The organism is Streptomyces sp. NPDC018019 (assembly GCF_044327805.1).
GTDB lineage: Bacteria > Actinomycetota > Actinomycetes > Streptomycetales > Streptomycetaceae > Streptomyces.
Map to the genome: position 1 here is coordinate 211188 of NZ_JBIRGD010000011.1, position 19728 is coordinate 230915.

Consider the following 19728-nt stretch of genomic DNA (forward strand, 5'->3'; position numbering starts at 1 on the left):
ACTGCGGAGATGAAGGAAAGCCCGGAAGGGCGCCCGGTGTGCCGCGCCCGGCCCGCCCGGGGACGCCTCAGCCGGTGCCGCTGGGCACCGCGCAGTCGGCCGGCTGGGGCTTCTTCTCCGGCCAGCCCAGCCCCACGAACGCCACCCGCCGGGTGCCCGGGTCCAGTTGCACCACGGCCACCGGCTTGTCGTAGGCGTTGCCCCCGTTGGTCAGGCAGATCCAGCCGCTCGTGCCCCGCACCCGGTACCGGGCCTCCAGCCGCGGCCACTGGGCGATGACCCGTTCCCGCGCCGGCACCGTGCCGACGGCCTGGGAATTGGCCAGGAAGACGGCCGCGGCGATGGTGCGCACCCCGTCGTGGACCAGCATGGTCCGGGAGTCCTCCAGCTCCACCGGCCCGATGTCGCCCGCGGCCTGCCGGGCGATCAGACGGCGCAGTTCCCGCAGCTCGTCCTGTGGTTCCGTCAGGTACGCCGGCCGCTCCCCGACCGCCGGTGTCCGGCCGGTGCGCGCCCGCTGCTGCTTCTCCCAGGTACGCAGGGCCACGTCCCAGGCGTCCGGGTGGCCGGGGGCCGCGTACTGCACGGTGATCGTGGCGCCGCCCCCGTCGTCGCCCCGCAGCTTCTCCCAGTCGGCCGGGCTCATGTACCGGTCCAGGGTCGCCGCGCCCGACCCGCTGACGACGGTGTACTTCTTTCCGTGGCACGGCACCTCGGACAGTTTCAGGGCGAACAGCCGCAGATGGACCGGGCGTCCCGCGAAATAGACGACTTTCGCGTCGGATTCGCAGATGTTGTGCCCGATCGTCGTGAAGTCGTTTCCGGTGTCGCCCGGGTCGTTGATGCCGGGCGAGGTGAACGGCTGGTCCTTCGGTCCGGGCGGTCCCGGTTCCGGCCGGCTGAACGCCTTGGCGAGCGAATCGTCGTAGATGTCGTTCGGCCGGAGGTCCTTGACCAGAACGGTCTCCGCGTCCCGGAGCCCGCCGTGGAAATTGGCGAGCGCGGCGGCCTGCTGCCGGTTGGTGGGAATGATCCGGGCCAGTCCCGGATACCGGAGCCGGCCGCCGCGGTCGTCGGGATTGGCGATCTCGTCGGCGCTGACCCGGCTGGCCAGCACCGGAATGTGCAGCTCGTTGGTCAGCCGGTCGATGGCCCGTCGGGTGTTGCCCAGGCTGAGGTTGAAGCCGGTGACGGCCCGCAGGTTGTCCTGTTTCGAAACGGCCATCTCCGCGAGCCGGTCCACCACCTTCTCCTGCTGCGCGTAATCCGCACCGGGATTGGCCAGTACCAGGCGCAGCAGCGGTTTGTTCTCCGTCCGGTTGGCCCGCCACTGCGCCAGATAGGCGCCCTGCAATTCGCTGCGGACCTGCCGGCGTTCGGCCTCGGACTTCGGTTGCAGGGGCAGCATCATCGCGATGGTGACGACGTCGTCCTTCTCCTGCTCGACGACGCGCTCGTTCTCCCGGCCGATCGCCGTGGCCACCTCCCGGATCTCCCGGGTCCCGAAGTCGTAACCGGAGCCGTTGACGCCGATGCATTCCCCGGCGCTCCGCTCGACTCCCTGCTCGCAGTAGTCGGGTGCCCCGAGCCTGCCGGGGACGATGATGGCGAGGGGGACGATCACGGCCAGTACGACGAGCACCGTGCAGACCTTCCGGATCCAGGTGGCCCAGAACGTGTTGTACAGCCAGTTCAGCACCGCCGCACCCTCCCCTGTCCCCTTATCCGATGTGTCTCGTGCACGTGCACGGTCTGAGCGGTTGCCTGCCGGCGAGCCGGTCGCTCCAGTCGCGGGCCGTGTGCGTCAGCGTCCCCGCCCCGGCCGCGGGCTCCTCCCCCAGCCGCTCCAGCAGCTTGGGCAGGGTGTCGGTCACCGCGTCGTCGAGGGACTGCGTACGGTCCTCGCAGAGCCGTACGGCGTGCAGCAGCCGGTCGATCCGCTTGCGCCGCACGTCACCGGTCACCTCGGCGTCGCCCAGGGCGCGGGCCCGCCGGTCGTCGGGGCCGCCGAGCAGCGGCGCGTCCGCGATGGCCAGCAGTTCCTCGCACCACACGCGCGCGCTGCGGGTGAGGAACGTGCGGTCGAGGTAGTCCGTGACCGTATCGGCGTCGGCGGCGGCCAGGTGGTGGTGCATGCCGTGGGCCGCTACGGAACCGAAGAGCTCGTCGGCGGTGTCGTCGTCCAGGGCCCGGTAGTGGTCCCGCAGCAGCAGGTGGTCGCCGCGCCAGGCCGCGCCGTCCGGCCGCAGGCGGTGCAGGCGCCGCATGAGCAGGCGGCGCAGGCCGAGGTCACCGATGAAGTGGCGGGGGCAGTGCGGCCACCCGCTGTCGCCCAGCAGTTCCGCGATCCGGTACGCCGACAGGCGCTCGTCCCGGCCCGCCTGCACCTCGCGCATCAGGACCTGGGCGCACTCGGTGTCGTGCGCCACCGAGAGGTGACTGAGCAGGTCGAGCCAGTGCCCGCGCTGTTCGGGCGGCAGTTCCTCCGGCGGCTGCTGGACGATCAGCTCGTCCAGCAGGAGGTCCGCCACCGGGCGGCCCTCGGCCTCCTCCCCCGCGCGCACCCGGGCGTCCAGCAGGGCCCAGTCGGTGCCGTCGTCGGGCTCCCGGAACGACAGTGCCGCGGTCGCCTCGCCCAGCCGGGTCACGAACAGCGGGCGCCCGCCGCTCAGCCGGTGGATGCCGCTGTCGATACGGAGCTGGGCGGCGGTGGTGGCGCCCGGTGCCGGACGCACCCGCAACCGGGCGGTCTCGCGCGCCTGCTGGTCTCGTGTCAGCACCGGCATCCGCACGAGGAGGACGCCCCGCGCCGGCGGGGCCAGGCCGGGGACGCCACCCGGCGGACGGCTCCACCGCGGCAGCCCGCCGTCGGTGGGCCGCCAGCTCACGGGCGCGCCGCCCACCGCACCACCGGAGTCCCCCGCGTGGTACAGGAAGCGTCCGCCGTCCTCGCGCCGGGCGGTCGCCATGACGACCAGCCGGTCGTACAGGCCCCGCTCGCGGTCCTCCAGCACCGGTTTGACCAGCCGCCGGCCCAGGGCGTTGTCCGCGTGGTCCAGCAGGAGGGCCGGGCGGCCCGCCCGGGACAGGCGCCCCAGCAGCGAGACGTACGCGGCCTCGATGTCCTCCCGCAACGCCCGGAAGAGGAACCCCTCCGCGACCTCGCGCGCTTCGCCGCCCTGCTGGAAGTGCGAGGCCAGCGAGTGCAGCCCCAGCTTGGGGTGGCCGCCCGCGCCCGTGTACTCGCCGTAGCACGCCGCCAGCAGGGCCTTGCCCTCCTGGGACGTGCGGGCGAGCAGTTCGTCGAGGACGGCGTTGATGAAGGGTACGGCCCCGGGGTGGGCCACCAGTCCGGCGACGACACCGGCGTAGGCCCGGCCCGCGCGGTTCAGCACGCCCCGCCAGAAGGAGCCGCGCGGCAGCAGCTCGTCGTGCCGCTGCACCTCGTTCACCAGAGTGGCGGTGTCGGCGAGCGGGTCACTGGCCGCGACCGCCGCCAGCCCCGCGTACAGGCGCGGCGTGGCGACCGGCCCGCCGTCGCCCTGCCAGGCGCCGAACTGCCGGGCCGCCTCGCGCAGCACCTCGGTCGTCACCGAACGGGTCCGCGCGTGCTGCTCCGCCTGCTCCCGGTACACCGTGAGCCCGCAGTCCACGTGCGCCGTCGGTACGTGGCGGCCGAACTCGCTCCGTACGCAGCGCAGCAGCCGCCCCTTGCCCATGCCGGGGCCGCCGACGAGCAGGACGACGGGCAGGTCGGGGCCGTAGAGCGGCTTCCGGTTGCGCCCGGCCCGGGTTTTCCCCAACAGCCGTGCCAGCAACCCGTCGTCGTCGAGCAGCTTGTCGAATCCGAGATCGTCAGGCACGGGCCCCCCGAGGCGTCATGACCGCACCGCTTGTGATGACACGTCAGGTTAGTGCAGCACACCGGACTTTAGGGAGGCATGGTCCCGGCCGAAGCCACCGCACCGGCCGCGGGGCCGCCTGCGGGCTGCCCGGCAGTCACCGCAAACGCCCGCCCGGAGGACGGGGGGCCGGCCGACGCTGCTGAAGAGGGCGGGCCGGGGCGCCGTCGTCACCGGCCTTTCACCGCCGAACACCCCGGCCCGCCTGGCCTCGTTCATCTTCCCCGAGGAACGAAGCGAGTCGATACTGCCCACCGCGGATGCCACCATGCACGCCGCCATGACGATCACCCGGACAGCGCAGCGACGCCCACCCGGCACAACAGCTCGCGGCCCGCCGGAGCCGCCTCCGCGCTACCGCTACTCGGTAGCGGTCGCCTCGACCCGCCGGTGAGCAAGAGACTGCCGGTATGTTACAAGTCGAAGCTCACGACACCAGCGGCGAGCTTGTCCCTCAAGCCCGCATTCGCTTCCAGGCTGACGCCTGCGCGGGATCGAAGTTCACCACTACGAATGGGCCCAGCAGCAGTGCCGAGACCGACACCGACGCCGTCGCCACCGCCCCGCAAATCGTCGCCGGCCCAACCATGGAAGATGCGCCATCAATGTCACCGCACCCACGGCACCCACCAGCAAGAACCACGCACCGGCCCCCTGCGTCGCGCACGTCGCCTGATGCACCGGACGGCGTTCGCCGGCCGGTGTGGAGCCGGAGCAGCCTGCCTGCGGCAGCAGCGGACACACCACAAGGCCCGGGCCCGGCGGATGCGGCCCCCGGCATGAGGCGTCTCACGCCGGTTCGTCAGGAGCGCCCGCGACCATGGTGAACCAGGTGGTCTTGCCGTCCTCGGTGGGACGGCTGCCCCAGGAGTCGGCGAGTGTGTCGACCAGTGTGAGGCCGCGCCCGGACTCGTCGACGAGGCCGGCCGTCCGCTGGTGCGGCAGGTGCGTACTGTGGTCGGTCGCCTCGATGGTGATCTCGCGGGCGCTGCGGCACAGCCGCAGCCCGATGGGCCCCTTGGCGTGGCAGACGACGTTGGTGAGCAGTTCGGAGGTCAGCAGCCGCGCATCGTCGGCCAGATGCGGGCAGCCACAAGAGGCCAGGAACTCCGTGACGAAGGCGCGTCCCTCGCCCACCGCCTCGGGCACGGCCTCCAGATCGCGGCTGGCCGTGGCGAGCGGGGCCGACGGCAGACGGGCCAGGAGCAGGGTGACGTCGTCGCACGATCCGCCGTCGCCGGGCAGCAGTTCGGTCAGCACACGGTCCGCCGCCTGCTCCAGGCCCGCCCCGGTCGCAAAGGCGGCGTCCAGCGTCGCGGCGAGGGCGTCGACCCGGTCGTCGATGTCACAGCCCGGCGTTTCGATCAGGCCGTCGGTGTAGAGCACGAGGGTGGCGCCGGGCGGGACGGGGACCGTGACCTCCTCGTGGGGGATGTCGCCCACACCGAGGGGCACGCTCACCGGGACCTGGAGCGTGCGGACACCGGCGTCCGGGGTGGCCAGCAGCGGGGGCAGGTGCCCGGCGGAGCAGATCGTCGCCTCGCCCGCGTCCGGATCGATCTCCAGGTAACAGCAGGTGATGAACTGGTCGGGCAGGTCGGCCACGACCGCCTCCAGGGTGTGCATCAGCCGCCGCGGCGGCAGCCCGCTCTTGGCCAGCGCGTGCGCGGCCGAACGCAGTTGTCCCATGACGACGGCCGCCTCCAGGCCGCGCCCCATGACGTCGCCGATCAGCGCGCCGACGCGGCCGGCACCCAGCGGCACCAGGTCGAACCAGTCGCCGCCGACACCCGGCCCCTGGGTGGCGGGCAGATAGCGGTGGGCGGTGGGGACCGTGGGGAGCCGGGGCGGGATGCCCATGAGGCTGCGCTGGAGGGTCAGGGCGATGTACCGCTGCTGCTCGTACAGCGCGGTGAGCTCGGCCTCCGCCCGCCTCTGCGCGCTCACGTCCCGGACGATCGCGGAGGCGCCGACGACCTGCCCGTCGGGGGCCCGGGTCGGCCACAGGGTGACGTCCACGTCGATCCGTACCCCGGCGCTGGTCACCCGGATGGTTTCGAAGTGCTCGATCTTCTCGCCGCGGCTGAGCCGGTCCAGCAGTTCGTCGATCTCGCCTTTGCGCTCGGGCGGTGCGAGCATCGACACGTGGGAGCCGATCGCCTGCTCCGGGGTGTAGCCGTACAGCCGCTGGGCGGCCGCGTTCCAGTAGGTGATCCGGCCGTCCAGCGTCTTGGTCAGGATCGCGTCGTGCGAGGACTCCACCAGGGCCGCCAGGTCGCTGGCCTGCGCCGCTGCGGCCTCGCGCTCGGTTCCGTCCCAGACGGCGGTGGCCACCAGGGGGCAGTCCGTACGTCCGGCGTGGGCGGCGCCGGGTCCGACGGGGCGGCACAGCACCAGGGCCAGATCGTCGGTGAGCCGCCCGGCGTGCTGGAACAGCCGGGTGTACAGGGAGCGGAGCGCCTCCTCCGGAGAGGAGTCGCTCAGGACGTCGGCCGCCTCGTCCAGCAAGGGAAACGGTGCCCCCTGGGCGTTACGGGCCCCGGTCAGGTCAGCCGTGTAGAACAGCAGCCGGTCACCGGACCGCAAGGGGAAGCGGTCCTGGCGCGGTTGCGGCCCCCGGCCCAGAGGGGGTGCTGCTTCGGCGGGTTCCAGAAACTCCACGCGCCGTCCCGAACAGCGCAGGGGTGCGGGGTGGCCGCAGTTGACGACGCGTACCTCGCCGGGAGCGAACTCCGCGAGGACCGTCGTGACGGAGTTCCCGGTCTTCTGCAGCTCCGGGGCGAGCCGGGCTTCCAGGGCGGCGGCGAGCCGCGGCAGTTCTTCTGTAGAGCAAGCCAGATCGCGGAAGCCGGCGACGGCCGCCGAGATCAGCCGCACCGCGTCCGCAGCGGCCCCGCGGACGTCACCGACCAGGACCCGCAGGCCGAACGGGGTCCGCACGACGTCGTACAGGTCTCCGCCGATCCGGTCCTCGTCAGCGGCGCAGTGGTAGCGGATGCACACGTGCGCGCCGTCCGGGGCTCGGGGGGCGGGGAGCGGAATCGCCGCCCGGACGTTCTGGGGACCCTCGAAGGCCGGAGACGGCGAGTGCAGGGCGGCCTCCAGCACGTCACATTTCCCCGCCCCGTAGGCGGTCAGTCCGCATCCCAGCAGCAAACCGCACCACCGCACACCGAACGCTGGCGTCAGCAGGGCACCGTCCAGCAGACCCGCCACCACCCCCACCAGCGCGGCCCAGCAGCCCACCAGCAGGGTACGGCGCACGTCGAGACGGGTGCAGGCCAGCAGCGGGCCGATGACCAGGAGGGCGATGAGCTGCGGACCTGGCCCGGCCAGTACATCCAGCGCGGCGATGGCCAGACAGACGGCCAGCGACACGGACAAGAGAGGAGGCGGAGCCGGCCGCTTCGCCACACGGACGGTGGTCATATCGCGCTTCCTTTCGAGCCCGCCGCGCGGCGCCGGTCAGCCCGCCCCACCGGGCTCGGTCATGCAGACCGAAGCACCCCGGCTCGAACAAACTACGGTCCTCCCTTCCGCCCTGGCTCACCCTGATCACAACTAGACGCAATGCGCCCGGAAGCGCTCGGGAGTGGACGTAGTCCGGCCGTTATCCGGACGGCGGCGTCCTGTTGACGCGGCGTTTCCGCAGAGCACATATATGCAGGGAAACGGACTCGGCTGGTGACGGCCTCCCCCGGCCGACGCGGCCGGCGCTTCCTTCCGGATGCGCGGACGTTTTGCGGGACTCCCGACAAAAAGGCTCCTGCACCTCTGAGCATGACGGGTGGGCAATCGCCCCAGGGGGCGCCTGCTCGATGCGTCAGAACGCCTACGGAGCAGTCGGGCCCGCGCAGCCTCACATCCGGGATTTCAGCACGTCGACCTCACAGCCCGGCGCGAAGGGGTCGAAGCCGTGCTCGATCAGCCAGCGAACCGCCAGCAGGCTGCGCAACGACCACCACGCGTGGATCACGTCGAGGTCCATGTCGGTGCCATAGCCGGCGATGACGTCGTCCAGGTGCTCCTCGTGTCCGAGCGTGAAGGTGGCGAGGTCGTACAGGGCATCACCCTGGCCCGCCTCGGACCAGTCGATGATGCCGGTGACCTCGTCGCCGTCGACGAAGACGTGCGCGATCTGTAGGTCGCCGTGGGTGAACGCCGGAGTCCACGGCCGGAGCGCGGCCTGGGCGACCTGGCGGTTACGGGTGACCAGGTCGGCGGGCAGAAGGCCGTTCGTCACGAGCAACTCGCACTCGTCGTCGAGTTCCGCCGCCAGCGCGACGGTGCTCCGCCCGGCCCGGCCCGGCCGGGGCGGCAGCGGCGCGTCGTGCAGCTTCCGGATGGCGGCGCCCGCCGCGGCCCACGCCGTCGGCGACCCGGTCGACGGCCCGCCGAGGCGCCCGATCGTGGTCCCCGGGAGTGCGGCGATCGCGAGCACGGGCGGCTTGCGCCACAGGACCTCCGGGGTCGGGACCGGCGCGAGGGACATCGCCTCGACCTCGGCGTCGATGCGCGCCTGATCGGTGTCCACCTTCAAGAACACGTCACCGACACGCAGAGTCGCGCGCTCGGAATGGGCGACGACGACTTCGACCTCATCCATGGGCGCCCAGTATCCCGGGGTTGATCGCCGACGTCACCAGGTTTATCGCGTGTGGTTGCGCGGCTGACCGCGTCCCGCGAACCAAGGTTCACCCCCATGCGGTGGCACGCACACGTTTGGCCGGCGGTAAGCGGCAGAGGTGGCATCGGAGGCGACGCGGTCGGCTGCACGGCGGGCGGCCGAGCGTTCTTTCCACCGCCCGCCTGCGCGGGAGCACCGTAAAGCCGCGGGTGCCGGCCCCCACCCGTCCCAACCGGGCCAGACATACGGACATCTGGTCAATCACTCATGACGGTGGTGGGCCAAATGTGCGTCCTGGGCGCGCCGTCTCCCGTGAGACGCTCTCCGCGCCGTGTACCCCTGTGCGCCGAATTCTCGCGGATCCGTCCGCTGCTGTGCGTGCTGGGTTGGCAGGCAGCCGGCGGCTCGGTGCGCCCGGACGCACCAGGCAACGGGGCACGGGCCCCCACGTATACGTCAGCACCGACTCCCGCGACTCACCCGCGCGGAACGCCCATTCAACTCCGCCGACCCGTCCGGCCAGCCAACAACGAACAACCAGCTCGGATACATACCCGGGTTGCACGACTAGCGCATGGCTCCGGCCGCGCGTACTTCGGCGAGCGTTTGCCGTGCCAGCGGGCCGAAGTCCTCGCTGTTGTCGGCGTCGATCCACTGGTCAAAGGCGATCTCCCAGACGAGCGCGCCCAGTTTCGCGGCCACGCGCGCGGTCAGGCTCGGGACTCCGCGGCGCTTGAGGGCCTCGATCATCGAGGCGGTGAGGTCGATCCTTTTCAGGGCTTCGCGTTCCCGCAGTTCCGGATTGGCGTTCAGCACGGCCTGGCGCCGGCCGCTGAACTCGCGGCGGTCGGCGGTGAAGAACGTCCTGCCGAGCGCGTCGAGGGCGTCCGCCACCGCGTCGAGCGGCCCGGCCGCCGGCGGCGCCGAGGCGATCCCCTCGACGAGCAGGCCGCCCACCGTGCCCCTGTCGAAGAGCACCTCGCGCTTGTCCGGGAAGTACCGGAAGAACGTGCTCTTGGTGAGCCCCGCACGCTCCGCGATCTCGACCACGGTCGTGTTCTCGTAGCCGCGCTCCTCGAAGAGGTCGAGGGCGGCGGCGGCGAGTCGTCCTGGTGCGTCGGGTTGCCAGCGAGCCATGGGAACAGTGTACGGGACTTCGTCCCATCACTGATGTAGGGTCGATGAGACCGAGTCCCATCACTGGCCATGAGAGGTCACCGATGAGTAAAGCTGTCCGCTACCGGCGTTTTGGCGGTCCCGAAGTACTCGAACTGCAGGAGATACCCGAGCCGCACCCCGCACCGGACGAGGTGCGCGTCCGGGTCACGGCCGCCGGGCTGAACCCGGTGGATTGGCAAATCACCACACAGCCCGACATGGCGGCGCGGTTCGGCATCACCTTGCCGGCCGGGTTCGGCAGCGACTTCGCCGGAGTGGTGGACGAGGTGGGCGCCGCGGCCACGGGATTCGCGGTCGGCGACCGGGTGTACGGGGCCGCGATCGGCCGGTCCGTCGCCGATTTCGTGCTGGTCAAGACCCCCGCGGAAAACCTGTGGCCCACTCCGGAGGGCATCGGTGACGAGGTGGCGGGCACGCTTCCGGTCTCCGGCCTGACGGCCGCCGCCGCGCTCACCGCGATCGGGCTCCGCACCGGGGACACCGTCCTGATCGGCGGGGCGGCGGGCGGCGTGGGCGTCTTCGCCGTGCAGCTGGCGAAGCTCGCGGGGGCCCGGGTGCTCGGCACCGCCTCCGAGGGCACGTTCGACTTCCTGCGCGGGCTCGGCGCCGAACCCGTGGCGTACGGCCCCGGCCTGGCGGACCGGGTGCGGGCCCTGGCGCCCGGGGGGATCACCGCCGCAACCGACCTGTTCGGAAGGGAGGCGGCCGAGACCGCGCTCAAGCTCGGCGTGGCACCCGAGCGGATCTCCGTCGTGGCCGACGGTCCCGCCCCGCCGCCCGGTGTACGCAAGACGGGCGCCCTCGATGCGGAGCCGGGCGCCATGGAACGGATCGCCGGCGCCATCCATTCCGGCGAGATCACGGTACCGATCGCGGCGACCTTCCCGGTCGAGCGGATTCGCGAAGCCGTGACGACGCAGGCCGAGAGGCATGTTCACGGCAAAATCGTGATCGCGTTGTGAACCGGCACAGGTGAACTCGGCAATCAGGATGAGGGTGGTGCGTATAGCGTCCTGATGGTTGTGTGGGTTTGCCTGCGCTCCGAGGCCTGATGGCGCACGCGGACCGGATCGAAGACCTCGGCCCCGGCGCCGGACACGGCGGCGGCCGGGTGTTCTCCACCGACTCCCCCGCCCACCTGGTCGCAGGCGGCGCCACGCTCATGGCGCGGTATCTGCGGGAGTACGTAGGCCGGTGAATTCCCGGGCCGCCTGCCGGCCTGGGTGCGCAATTGCGGGAATAACCAGTTGGACGGGTCGGGATGCGGTGACCCGTCCAACTGGCTGTGGTTGACCGGCCGCGGCGGCGACCGCACAGTTGGGGCGACCAGCCCGGAATTCACCGGGTAGTGTCCTAGGGGGATCAATGAATACCCTGGCGTGCAGCGCTCTGCCTTCTTCCGTTCGCCGGAAAGGAATGCAGCCGGCCCGAAATGGCGTGGGGAAGCTGCGCGCCGCAGATTACGCCGACGGCGGCAGTCCGGAAAAGCGGCCGGTAATTCCGGGGCGAATCCGGGATGCGGGACGATGAGCGGGACGACGCCGGCCGGGAAGCCCGTCCCGGCACCGGCTGTTTCGGTGATGGAGCTGATAGCCCGCCGGACGGCCCGCACACCGGACGCCGTAGCGGTGACGGACGGCGAACGCCGGTTGAGCTATGCGGAGTTGGCGGCGGCGTCGAGCCGGCTGGCCGCGTACCTGGCCGCCCGGGGCGTACGGCGTGGCGACCGGGTGGCGGTGGTGCTGGAGCGGTCGGCCGAACTGCTCGTGGCATTGCTGGGCGTGTGGAAGGCGGGCGCCGCGCACGTTCCGGTGGACGGCGGGTACCCGGCGGAGCGGGTGGCGTTCCTGCTGGCGGACTCGGCTCCGGCGGCCGTGGTGTGCGCGACGGCGACCCGGTCCGCGGTTCCGGCGGACCGGGAGCCGCTCGTGCTGGACGCGCCGCGGACGGCCGAGGCGGTGGCCGGCTACCCGGCCGCCGGCCGTGCGGTGGTGCGGGTGGGCGCGCAGGACGCCGCGTACGTGATGTACACCTCCGGGTCGACCGGGCTGCCCAAGGGCGTGGTGGTGCCGCACGGCAGCGTGGCGGCGCTGGTGAGCGATCCCCGGTGGGGGCTGACGGCCGGGGACGGGGTGCTGGCGCACGCGCCGTACGCCTTCGACGCGTCGTTGTTCGACCTGTGGCTGCCGCTGGCGGTGGGCGGCCGGGTGGTGATGGCGGCCCCCGGGACGCCGGACGCGCAGCGGATCGCCGCGGCGGCGGCCGAGGGCGTGACGGCGCTCCAGCTCACGGCGGGGCTGTTCCGGGTGTTCGCGGAGGAGGCGCCGGAGTGCTTCCGGGGCCTGCGGCAGGTGATGTGCGGTGGGGACGTGGTGCCGGCCGCCGCGGTGGTACGGGTGCGGCAGGCGTGCCCCGAGGTCACCGTGCAGCATCTGTACGGGCCGACGGAGGCCACGCTGTGCGCGACCTCGCACCCGGTGCGGCCGGGCGAAGCGGTGCCGGACGTGCTGCCGCTCGGCCGGCCGCTGACCGGCCGCCGCCTGTACGTGCTGGACGCGGCGCTCCGTCCGGTCGCGCCGGGAACGGACGGGGAGCTGTACCTCGCGGGGGCGGGGCTGGCGCGCGGATACCTGGCACGCGCGGGCCTCACCGGGGAGCGCTTCGTGGCCTGCCCGTTCGCGCGCGGTGAGCGGATGTACCGGACCGGGGACCTGGTGTGCCGGACCGGTGACGGTGAGCTGGTCTTCCGCGGGCGGACCGACGAGCAGGTCAAGATCCGTGGCTACCGGGTGGAGCCGGGCGAGGTCGAAGCGGCCCTGACCGCACATCCCTCGGTCGGGCAGGCCGTGGTGGTGGCCCGGGAGGACCGGCCGGGCGAGCGGCGGCTGGTCGGATACGTCGTACCGGAGGCCGGGGGCGCGGGCGGGGAGGGGGCGCGAGGGCCGGGCGAGCTCGCCGTCCTGCGCGAGCACCTGGCCGCGACGCTGCCGGAACACCTGGTACCCACCGTGCTCGTACCCCTGGACCGGCTGCCCCTGACCCCGCACGGCAAGGTCGATCGCGCGGCCCTGCCGGCACCCGAACTCACCTCCGGACCCGGGCGGCGGCCCCGGACGACGGCCGAGGAGGTGCTGTGTGGCCTGTTCGCCAAGGTGCTGGGGCTGGACCGGGTGGGTGTCGGGGACGGCTTCTTCGAGCTGGGCGGCGACTCGATCAGCTCGCTCCAGCTGGTGACGCGGGCCCGCCGGGCCGGGCTGCTGCTGACCCCCGGCCAGGTCTTCGAACTCGGGACGCCCGAGCGGCTGGCGGAGGCGTCCGGGACGGTCCCGGCAAGGGCGCAGCGCGGCCCGGCGGACGCCGGGACCGGGGACGTGCCGTGGACCCCGGTGATGCGGGCGCTGGGGAAGCGGGCGGCCCGGCCGGGGTTCGCGCAGTGGATGATCGTCGGCGCGCCGGCCGGGCTGACCCGGGACGTGCTGGTCGCCGGGCTGGCCGCCGTCCTGGACACCCACGCCATGCTGCGCGCCCGCGCCGTGCCGGACGGTCCCGAGCCGGTTCTCACCGTGCCCGGACGCGGCACGGTCGATGCGGCCCCGCTGGTCGCGCGGCTGCCCGCCGAGGACGGCCGCCACTTGGACGAGGCCGCCGAGCGGGCGGCGCGTCACACGCTGCGGCGGCTCGACCCGGCCTCCGGCGCGCTCGTACGTGTGGTCTGGCTGGACGCGGGCACCGAGCGGACCGGCCGCCTCGCGGTGGTCGTCCACCACCTCGTGGTGGACGGGGTCTCCTGGCGCATTCTGGTCCCGGATCTCCAGGCCGCCTGCGAGGCGGTGGCCGCAGGGCGGGAACCGGTGCTCGACCCGGTCGGGACTTCCTTCACACGGTGGGCCAGGCTCCTGACCGCGCAGGCCCGTGACGAGCGGCGGGTCGCCGAACTGGAGCACTGGGAAGGTCTGCTGGGCGACGACCCGCCGTTGGGCGCGCGCTTGCCCGACCCCTCGCGGGACACCGCGGCCGGCATGCGCCGCATCGACTGGACCGTGCCCGCGGAGCAGGCGGCGATCCTGACCGGCCGCACCCCCAAGGCTTTCCACTGCGGCGTCCACGAGGTCCTGCTGTCCACCCTGGCCGGAGCCCTCACCCACTGGCGGCCGGACGCCGTCCCGGCCTCCGGCGTGCTGGTGGACGTGGAGGGACACGGCCGCGAGCCGGTGGCCGAAGGGCTCGATCTGGCCCGTACGGTCGGCTGGTTCACCGACGTGCACCCGGTCCGGCTGACCACCGCCGGCGTGGACCTGGACGAGGCGCTGGCGGGCGGCCCGGCAGCCGGCGCGCTGCTCAAGACGGTCAAGGAACAGGCGCGGGCGGTGCCCGGCGAGGGACTCGGCCACGGCCTGCTGCGCCACCTCAACCCCGGTACGGCCGCGAGGCTGGCCGCGTTCCCGGCCCCGCAGGTCTCGTTCAACTACCTGGGCAGGTTCCGCGCCGGCGGACCACCCTCCGGCCGGGCCGAGCCCTGGCTGCCGGCCGGACCCACCACGATCGGCGAAGCCGCCGACCCCGGCATGCCCGTCCAGCACACCCTGGAAGCCGAGGCCGCGGTACGGGACACTCCCGGCGGCCCGGTGCTCACCCTCGCGCTGAGCTGGGCGAACCAGCTCCTCGACGAGCCCGCCGTACGGGCGCTGGGCCGGCGCTGGCTGGACCTGCTCGGCGGCCTGGCGGCGCACACCGAGGCTCCCGGCGCGGGCGGCCACACGCCCTCCGACTTCCCACTGCTCCCCCTCACCCAGCAGGATGTGACGGAACTGGAGGCAGCGGTGCCGCGGCTCGCCGACGTCTGGCCGCTGGCGCCGTTGCAGGAAGGGCTGCTGTTCCAGGCCGTCCACGACGAGCGCGGACCGGACGTCTACCAGAGCCGGTGGACGCTGGAACTGGACGGGCCGCTGGACACCGCCCGGCTGCGGGCCGCCTGGCGGGTCCTGGTGGACCGGCACGCCGCCCTGCGGGCGAGCTTCCACCGGAGCGCGTCCGGCACCGCCGTACAGGCCATCGCCCAGGAGATCACCTCGCCCTGGCAGGAAGCGGACGTGTCCCACCTGCCGGAGGCCGAAGCGGCAGCCGCGGCCGACGGCCTGGCAGCGCGCGGGGGGCCACGGCGCCTCGACCTGGCGGCGGCGCCGCTATGGCGGCTGCTGCTCATCCGCATGAGCGAGCGCCGGCACCGCCTCGTCGTCCGCACCCACCACATCCTGATGGACGGCTGGTCGCTCCCGGTGCTGGTCGGGGAGCTGTCCGCGGCGTACGACGCGGGCGGCGACGGCGCGCGGCTCGGCCGGGTCACCTCGTACCGGGAGTATCTGGCATGGCTGGCCCGGCAGGACAAGGACGCCGCGCGGGACGCCTGGCGCGCCGAGTTCCGCGGCACCGGGGAACCGACCCTGGTGGCGCCGACGGCACCACACCACGGCGTCACCGACCCCGCCGAGGTGTACGCGGACGTGCCCGAGGCGCTGTCGCGGCGGCTGGAGGAACTGGCCCGCACCCACGGCCTGACGGTCAACACGGTCGTCATGGGGGCCTGGGCACTGGTCCTGGCCCGGCTGTCCGGGCGTACGGACGTGGTCTTCGGCGTCACCATGGCCGACCGCCCGCCCGAACTCCCCGGCGTCGAGACGATGGTGGGCCTCCTGATCAACACCCTGCCGGTACGGGTGCCGCTGGACGGCGCACAGCCGGTCCTGCCGATGCTCAAGGACCTCCAGGAGCGCCAGTCCGCGCTGCTGTCCCACCGGCACCTCGGCCTGTCCGAGGTGCAGAAGCTCGGCGGGCCCGGCGCGCTCTTCGACAGCATCGTGGTCTACCAGAACCTCCCCCGGCCGCCCGCCGCCCCGGCCGGCCCCGACACGCTCACCATCCGCCTCGCGGACATGACCGACACCGTCCACTACGCGCTGGGCCTGAACGTCACCCCCGGCGAGCGGTTCCGCGTCCATCTCGTCCACCAGCGCGGTCTGCTCCCCCGGGAACTGGTCGACGCCCTGCCCGACCGGTTGGTGCGGATCTTCGGGCACCTGGTCGCCGACGGCCCGGAGCCCGTCGTGGGACAGATCGGCGTGCTGAGCACCGCCGAACACCGGCAGGTGGTCACGGAATGGAACCGTACGGCCATGCCGCCGCCCGCCCGCCTGGTGCCGGACCGGCTCCGGCACCAGGCGGCCCGGACGCCGGACGCGGTGGCCGCCGAGGACGGCCACCGGACCGTCACGTACTGGGAACTGGCGGACGGGACGGGACGGCTGGCCCGCCACCTGATCGGGCTCGGCGTGGGGCCGGAGCGCCGCGTCGCGGTACTGCTGCACCGGTCGCAGGCGTCCCTGACCGCCGCGCTGGCCGTGATCGCGGCGGGCGGAGTGTACGTACCGGTCGACCCCGGCTACCCGCCGGAGCGCCGGGCCTTCCTGCTCCGGGACGCGGACCCGGCCGTGGTGCTGTGCGCCGCCGACACCCGGCAGGCGGTCCCGGACGGCTGCGGCCGGGCGGTCGACCTGGACGATTCCGCGGTGACCGGGGCCCTGGCCCGCCTGGCGGGCGGCTTCGTCACGGACGCGGAGCGCCGTACGCCGCTGCGGGCGGAGCACGCCGCCTACGTGATCTACACCTCGGGCACCACCGGCACACCGAAAGGCGTCACCGTCACCCACCGCGGTCTGCGCAACATGGTCGCCGACCGCATGGCCCGGTTCGCCATGGGCCCGCACAGCCGCGTCCTCCAACTGGCCGCGGCGGGCTTCGACATGGCGGTCGCCGACACCTGGCCGGTGCTGTGCGCGGGCGGCACGCTCGTACTCGCCCCGCCCGGACCGCCGCCCCTGGGCGAGGATCTGGCCCGCCTGCTGCGCAGCCGGCGCATCACCCAGCTCTGCGCCACCCCGTCCTTCCTGACCCAGGTGCCGCCGGACGGCCTGCCGCGGCTGCGGGTGCTGGTGACCGGCGGCGAGCCGCTGACCGGGGAGTTGCGCCGGCGGTGGGCGCCGGGGCGGCGGCTCCACGAGGAGTACGGCGTCACCGAAGCCACCGTCGTGCAGACCTCCACCGCCCCGCTGACCGGCGACGAGCCGCCCACCGTCGGCCGCCCCGTCGCCAACACCCGGCTGTACGTCCTCGACGCGTTCCTCCAGCCGGTGCCGCCCGGCGTGGCCGGCGAGCTGTACGTGGCCGGGGAGAGCCTGGCGCGCGGCTACCGGGAGCGGCCGGCGCTGACTGCGCAGCGATTCGTGGCGTGCCCGTACGCGCCCGGTGAGCGGATGTACCGCACCGGCGACGTGGTGCGCTGGACCGGTGACGGACAACTGGTCTTCGCCGGGCGGGCCGACACCCAGGTCAAGATCCGCGGCTACCGCGTCGAACTCGGCGAGGTCGAAGCCGCCCTGGCCGCCCACCCGGCCGTCGGCGAGGCGGCGGCCGTGGTCCGGGAGGACCGCCCCGGGGAGCGGCGGCTGACCGGCTATGCGGTGCCTCGCGGGCAGGCGGTGGACGGCCGGGCCGTGCGCGCCCACGTCGCCTCGACCCTGCCGGACCACATGGTCCCCGCGGCGGTGGTGGTGCTGGAGGCGCTGCCGCTGACACCGAACGGGAAGCTGGACCGCGCGGCCCTGCCCGCGCCCGACTTCACCCCGCGGGCCGCGGGACGGGCGCCGCGCACCGCGGCCGAAAGCATCCTCTGCGAGCTGTTCGCCGAGATACTGGGCCTGGAACGGGTCGGCGCCGAGGACGACTTCTTCGCGCTCGGCGGCGATTCGATCGTCTCACTGCAACTGGTGGCACGGGCCCGCCGCGCCGGACTGCTGCTGACCTCGCCGCAGGTGTTCGAGGCGAAGACCCCCGAACGGCTCGCCCGGCTGGCCCGTACCGCCGACGGCGGCACCGGCCCGCACCCGTCCGCGGACACCGGGGCCGGCCGGGTGCCCTGGGCCCCGGTCATGCGCAGGCTGGGCGACCGGGTCACCGGCGGTGGATTCGCACAGTGGGCGGTCGTCGCCACGCCCGCCGGACTCACCCGGGACGCCCTGGTGACCGGGCTGCGCGCCCTCCTGGACACGCACGCCATGCTGCGCGCCCGGGTGGTGCCGGACGGCACGCGGCAGGCCCTGGAGGCGGGCGAACGGGGCTCGGTGGACGCCGCGCCCCTCATCACCCGGCTGGCGGCCGCCGGCGACCTCGACGCGGCCGCGGAGCATGCGGCGCGGGACGCCGTACGGCGGCTCGACCCGGCCGCGGGCGTCATGGTGCAGGCCGTGTGGCTGGACGCCGGACCCGCCCGGACAGGCCGGCTGGCGCTGGTCGTCCAGCATCTGGCCGTGGACGGCGTGTCCTGGCGCATCCTGCTCCCGGACCTGCGCGCCGCGTGCGAGGCGGCGCTCGCGGGCCGGGAGCCACGGCTCGACCCGGTCGGCACGTCGTTCCGGCACTGGGCGACCACACTGGCCGCACAGGCGACGGGCCGGCGGCGGACGGCGGAACTGGACCACTGGACGGCGGTCCTCGGCGCGGGCGGCGCCCGTCCGGCCGGCCCGCTGACCGCCGGGCGCGCCCCGGACCCGGCCACCGACACCGCCGCGACCCTGCGGCACCGCACCTGGCAGGTGCCGGCCGGCCGGGCGGCCGTCCTGACCTCCCGCACCCCCGCCGTGTACTACTGCGGCGTACACGACGTGCTGCTCGCGGCGCTGGCGGGCGCCATCGCATCCGAGGAGCCGGGCAGCGTCCTGCTGGACATCGAAGGGCATGGCCGCGAGCCGGCCGGCACCGCCGACCTCTCCCGTACGGTGGGCTGGTTCACCAGCGTCCGCCCGCAGCGGCTGGACCTGACCGGCATCGTCCTGGCCGACGCGATGGCGGGCGGCCCGGCCGCCGGCCGCCTGCTGAAAACCGTCAAGGAACAGAGCCGGCGGTTCCCCGGGGACGGGCTCGGCCACGGGCTCCTGCGCCACCTCAACCCCGCGACCGCCGCCGCCCTGGCGGGCCTGCCCGCACCCCGCCTCGGCTTCAACTACATAGGCCGCTTCCCCTCCCACGCCCGCACGGGCCCGGCCGCGGCCTGGGACATGACCGGGGAGCCGGTGATCGGCTCCGCGGCCGAACCGGACATGCCCGCACCGTACGTCCTGGAAGCGAGCGCACTCGTCCGTGACACCGCGGACGGGCCCGTACTGACCCTCGCTCTGACCTGGCCGGAACGGCTGCTGGACGAGCCGGAGGCAGCGCGCCTCGGCCGGCGCTGGCTGGACCTGCTGGACGGCCTGGCCGCCCACACCGCCACCCCGGACGCCGGCGGGCACACCCCCTGCGACTTCCCCCTGCTCGACCTGGACCAGGAGGAGGTCGAGCGGTTCGAGGAGCTCGCCGCCCGGATGCGGACGCGGCTGCCACGGTGAGCAGCGCCCCGCCCCCTCCGCCCGGACCAATGGGGCGCGTTCCGCTCGCATCGACTCACTGCCCTGGCGGCTCAGTTCGCGCTGTACGTCGAGGGGCTCATCGGTCAGGCGGCGCAGATACCGCTGCACGTCCTCGGCGTGGGCCGGGAAGCGGCTGGTCAGCGGTTGTACCGCCGACGTGAGGTCGAAGGTCACCACCACGACGGCCCAACCGCCGCGGCTCTGGGATGATACGGGCACGATCTGCCTCGTATCTGAGAAGTGGTGCGGGGTTGATCCAGGCCCCGGCTGCCGGAGGGCCATCCGGTGGTTGGGGCCGCAGTCGCATCAGACGCCCGGACACGCAGGCTTGGCCACGCCCTTCGGGCGGCACCACAACGCCCATCTCGCACGTTGGGCCGGAACCCGGCACAGGATGCGGATCGCGCCGCGCGGACCGGCAGCCCCTCCGCCCGACCGGCCCACGGCCGCGTTGCTCCGATCCTCCGTGAGCATTCTTGCGGCCCGGCACTAGCAAAATGTGCGTTTTCTATGCTTTTCGTGGGTATCTTGACGGCTGAGCAACCATGAAGCAGCCGGGAGG

8 protein-coding genes are annotated in these 19728 nt (G+C 73.6%); 3 read left to right on the forward strand and 5 right to left on the reverse strand.

What is annotated here, in order from left to right:
• Positions 1-67: 67 nt before the first annotated feature.
• The 5 genes from ACH4FX_RS20405 to ACH4FX_RS20425 form a co-directional block, all read right to left on the reverse strand.
• Positions 68-1699, reverse strand: a complete 1632-nt coding sequence (locus tag ACH4FX_RS20405; RefSeq protein ID WP_398480834.1) for an ABC transporter substrate-binding protein — start codon at positions 1697-1699, stop codon at positions 68-70.
• 22 nt (positions 1700-1721) lie between these two features.
• Positions 1722-3863, reverse strand: a complete 2142-nt coding sequence (locus tag ACH4FX_RS20410) for a hypothetical protein (protein ID WP_398480835.1) — start codon at positions 3861-3863, stop codon at positions 1722-1724.
• Positions 3864-4691: 828 nt separating this feature from the next.
• On the reverse strand, positions 4692-7331 hold the full coding sequence (locus ACH4FX_RS20415; protein ID WP_398480837.1) for a SpoIIE family protein phosphatase: 2640 nt from the start codon (positions 7329-7331) through the stop codon (positions 4692-4694).
• Between the two features lie 430 nt (positions 7332-7761).
• Entirely contained in the window at positions 7762-8508 is a 747-nt protein-coding gene (locus tag ACH4FX_RS20420; protein WP_398480839.1) for a phosphotransferase family protein, read from the reverse strand.
• 588 nt (positions 8509-9096) lie between these two features.
• Positions 9097-9666: a TetR/AcrR family transcriptional regulator gene (locus ACH4FX_RS20425; protein ID WP_398480841.1), complete on the reverse strand. Its 570-nt coding sequence runs from the start codon at positions 9664-9666 to the stop codon at positions 9097-9099.
• Between the two features lie 83 nt (positions 9667-9749).
• Here ACH4FX_RS20425 and ACH4FX_RS20430 point away from each other — a divergent pair, with 83 nt between their 5' ends.
• The 3 genes from ACH4FX_RS20430 to ACH4FX_RS20440 all read left to right on the forward strand — a co-directional run bounded on the left by ACH4FX_RS20430 (position 9750) and on the right by ACH4FX_RS20440 (position 19145).
• Entirely contained in the window at positions 9750-10670 is a 921-nt protein-coding gene (locus ACH4FX_RS20430) for an NADP-dependent oxidoreductase (protein WP_398480950.1), read from the forward strand.
• Positions 10671-10738: 68 nt separating this feature from the next.
• On the forward strand, positions 10739-10906 hold the full coding sequence (locus tag ACH4FX_RS20435; RefSeq protein WP_398480843.1) for a hypothetical protein: 168 nt from the start codon (positions 10739-10741) through the stop codon (positions 10904-10906).
• 328 nt (positions 10907-11234) lie between these two features.
• Positions 11235-19145: an amino acid adenylation domain-containing protein gene (locus ACH4FX_RS20440; RefSeq protein ID WP_398480845.1), complete on the forward strand. Its 7911-nt coding sequence runs from the start codon at positions 11235-11237 to the stop codon at positions 19143-19145.
• Positions 19146-19728: the final 583 nt, after the last annotated feature.

Coding starts and splice junctions, on each gene's coding strand:
- ACH4FX_RS20415 (WP_398480837.1), bottom strand. CDS start 7,331: ATGACCACCGTCCGTGTGGCGAAGCGGCCGGCTCCGCCTCCTCTCTTG.
- ACH4FX_RS20420 (WP_398480839.1), bottom strand. CDS start 8,508: ATGGATGAGGTCGAAGTCGTCGTCGCCCATTCCGAGCGCGCGACTCTG.
- ACH4FX_RS20425 (WP_398480841.1), bottom strand. CDS start 9,666: ATGGCTCGCTGGCAACCCGACGCACCAGGACGACTCGCCGCCGCCGCC.
- ACH4FX_RS20430 (WP_398480950.1), top strand. CDS start 9,750: ATGAGTAAAGCTGTCCGCTACCGGCGTTTTGGCGGTCCCGAAGTACTC.
- ACH4FX_RS20440 (WP_398480845.1), top strand. CDS start 11,235: ATGAGCGGGACGACGCCGGCCGGGAAGCCCGTCCCGGCACCGGCTGTT.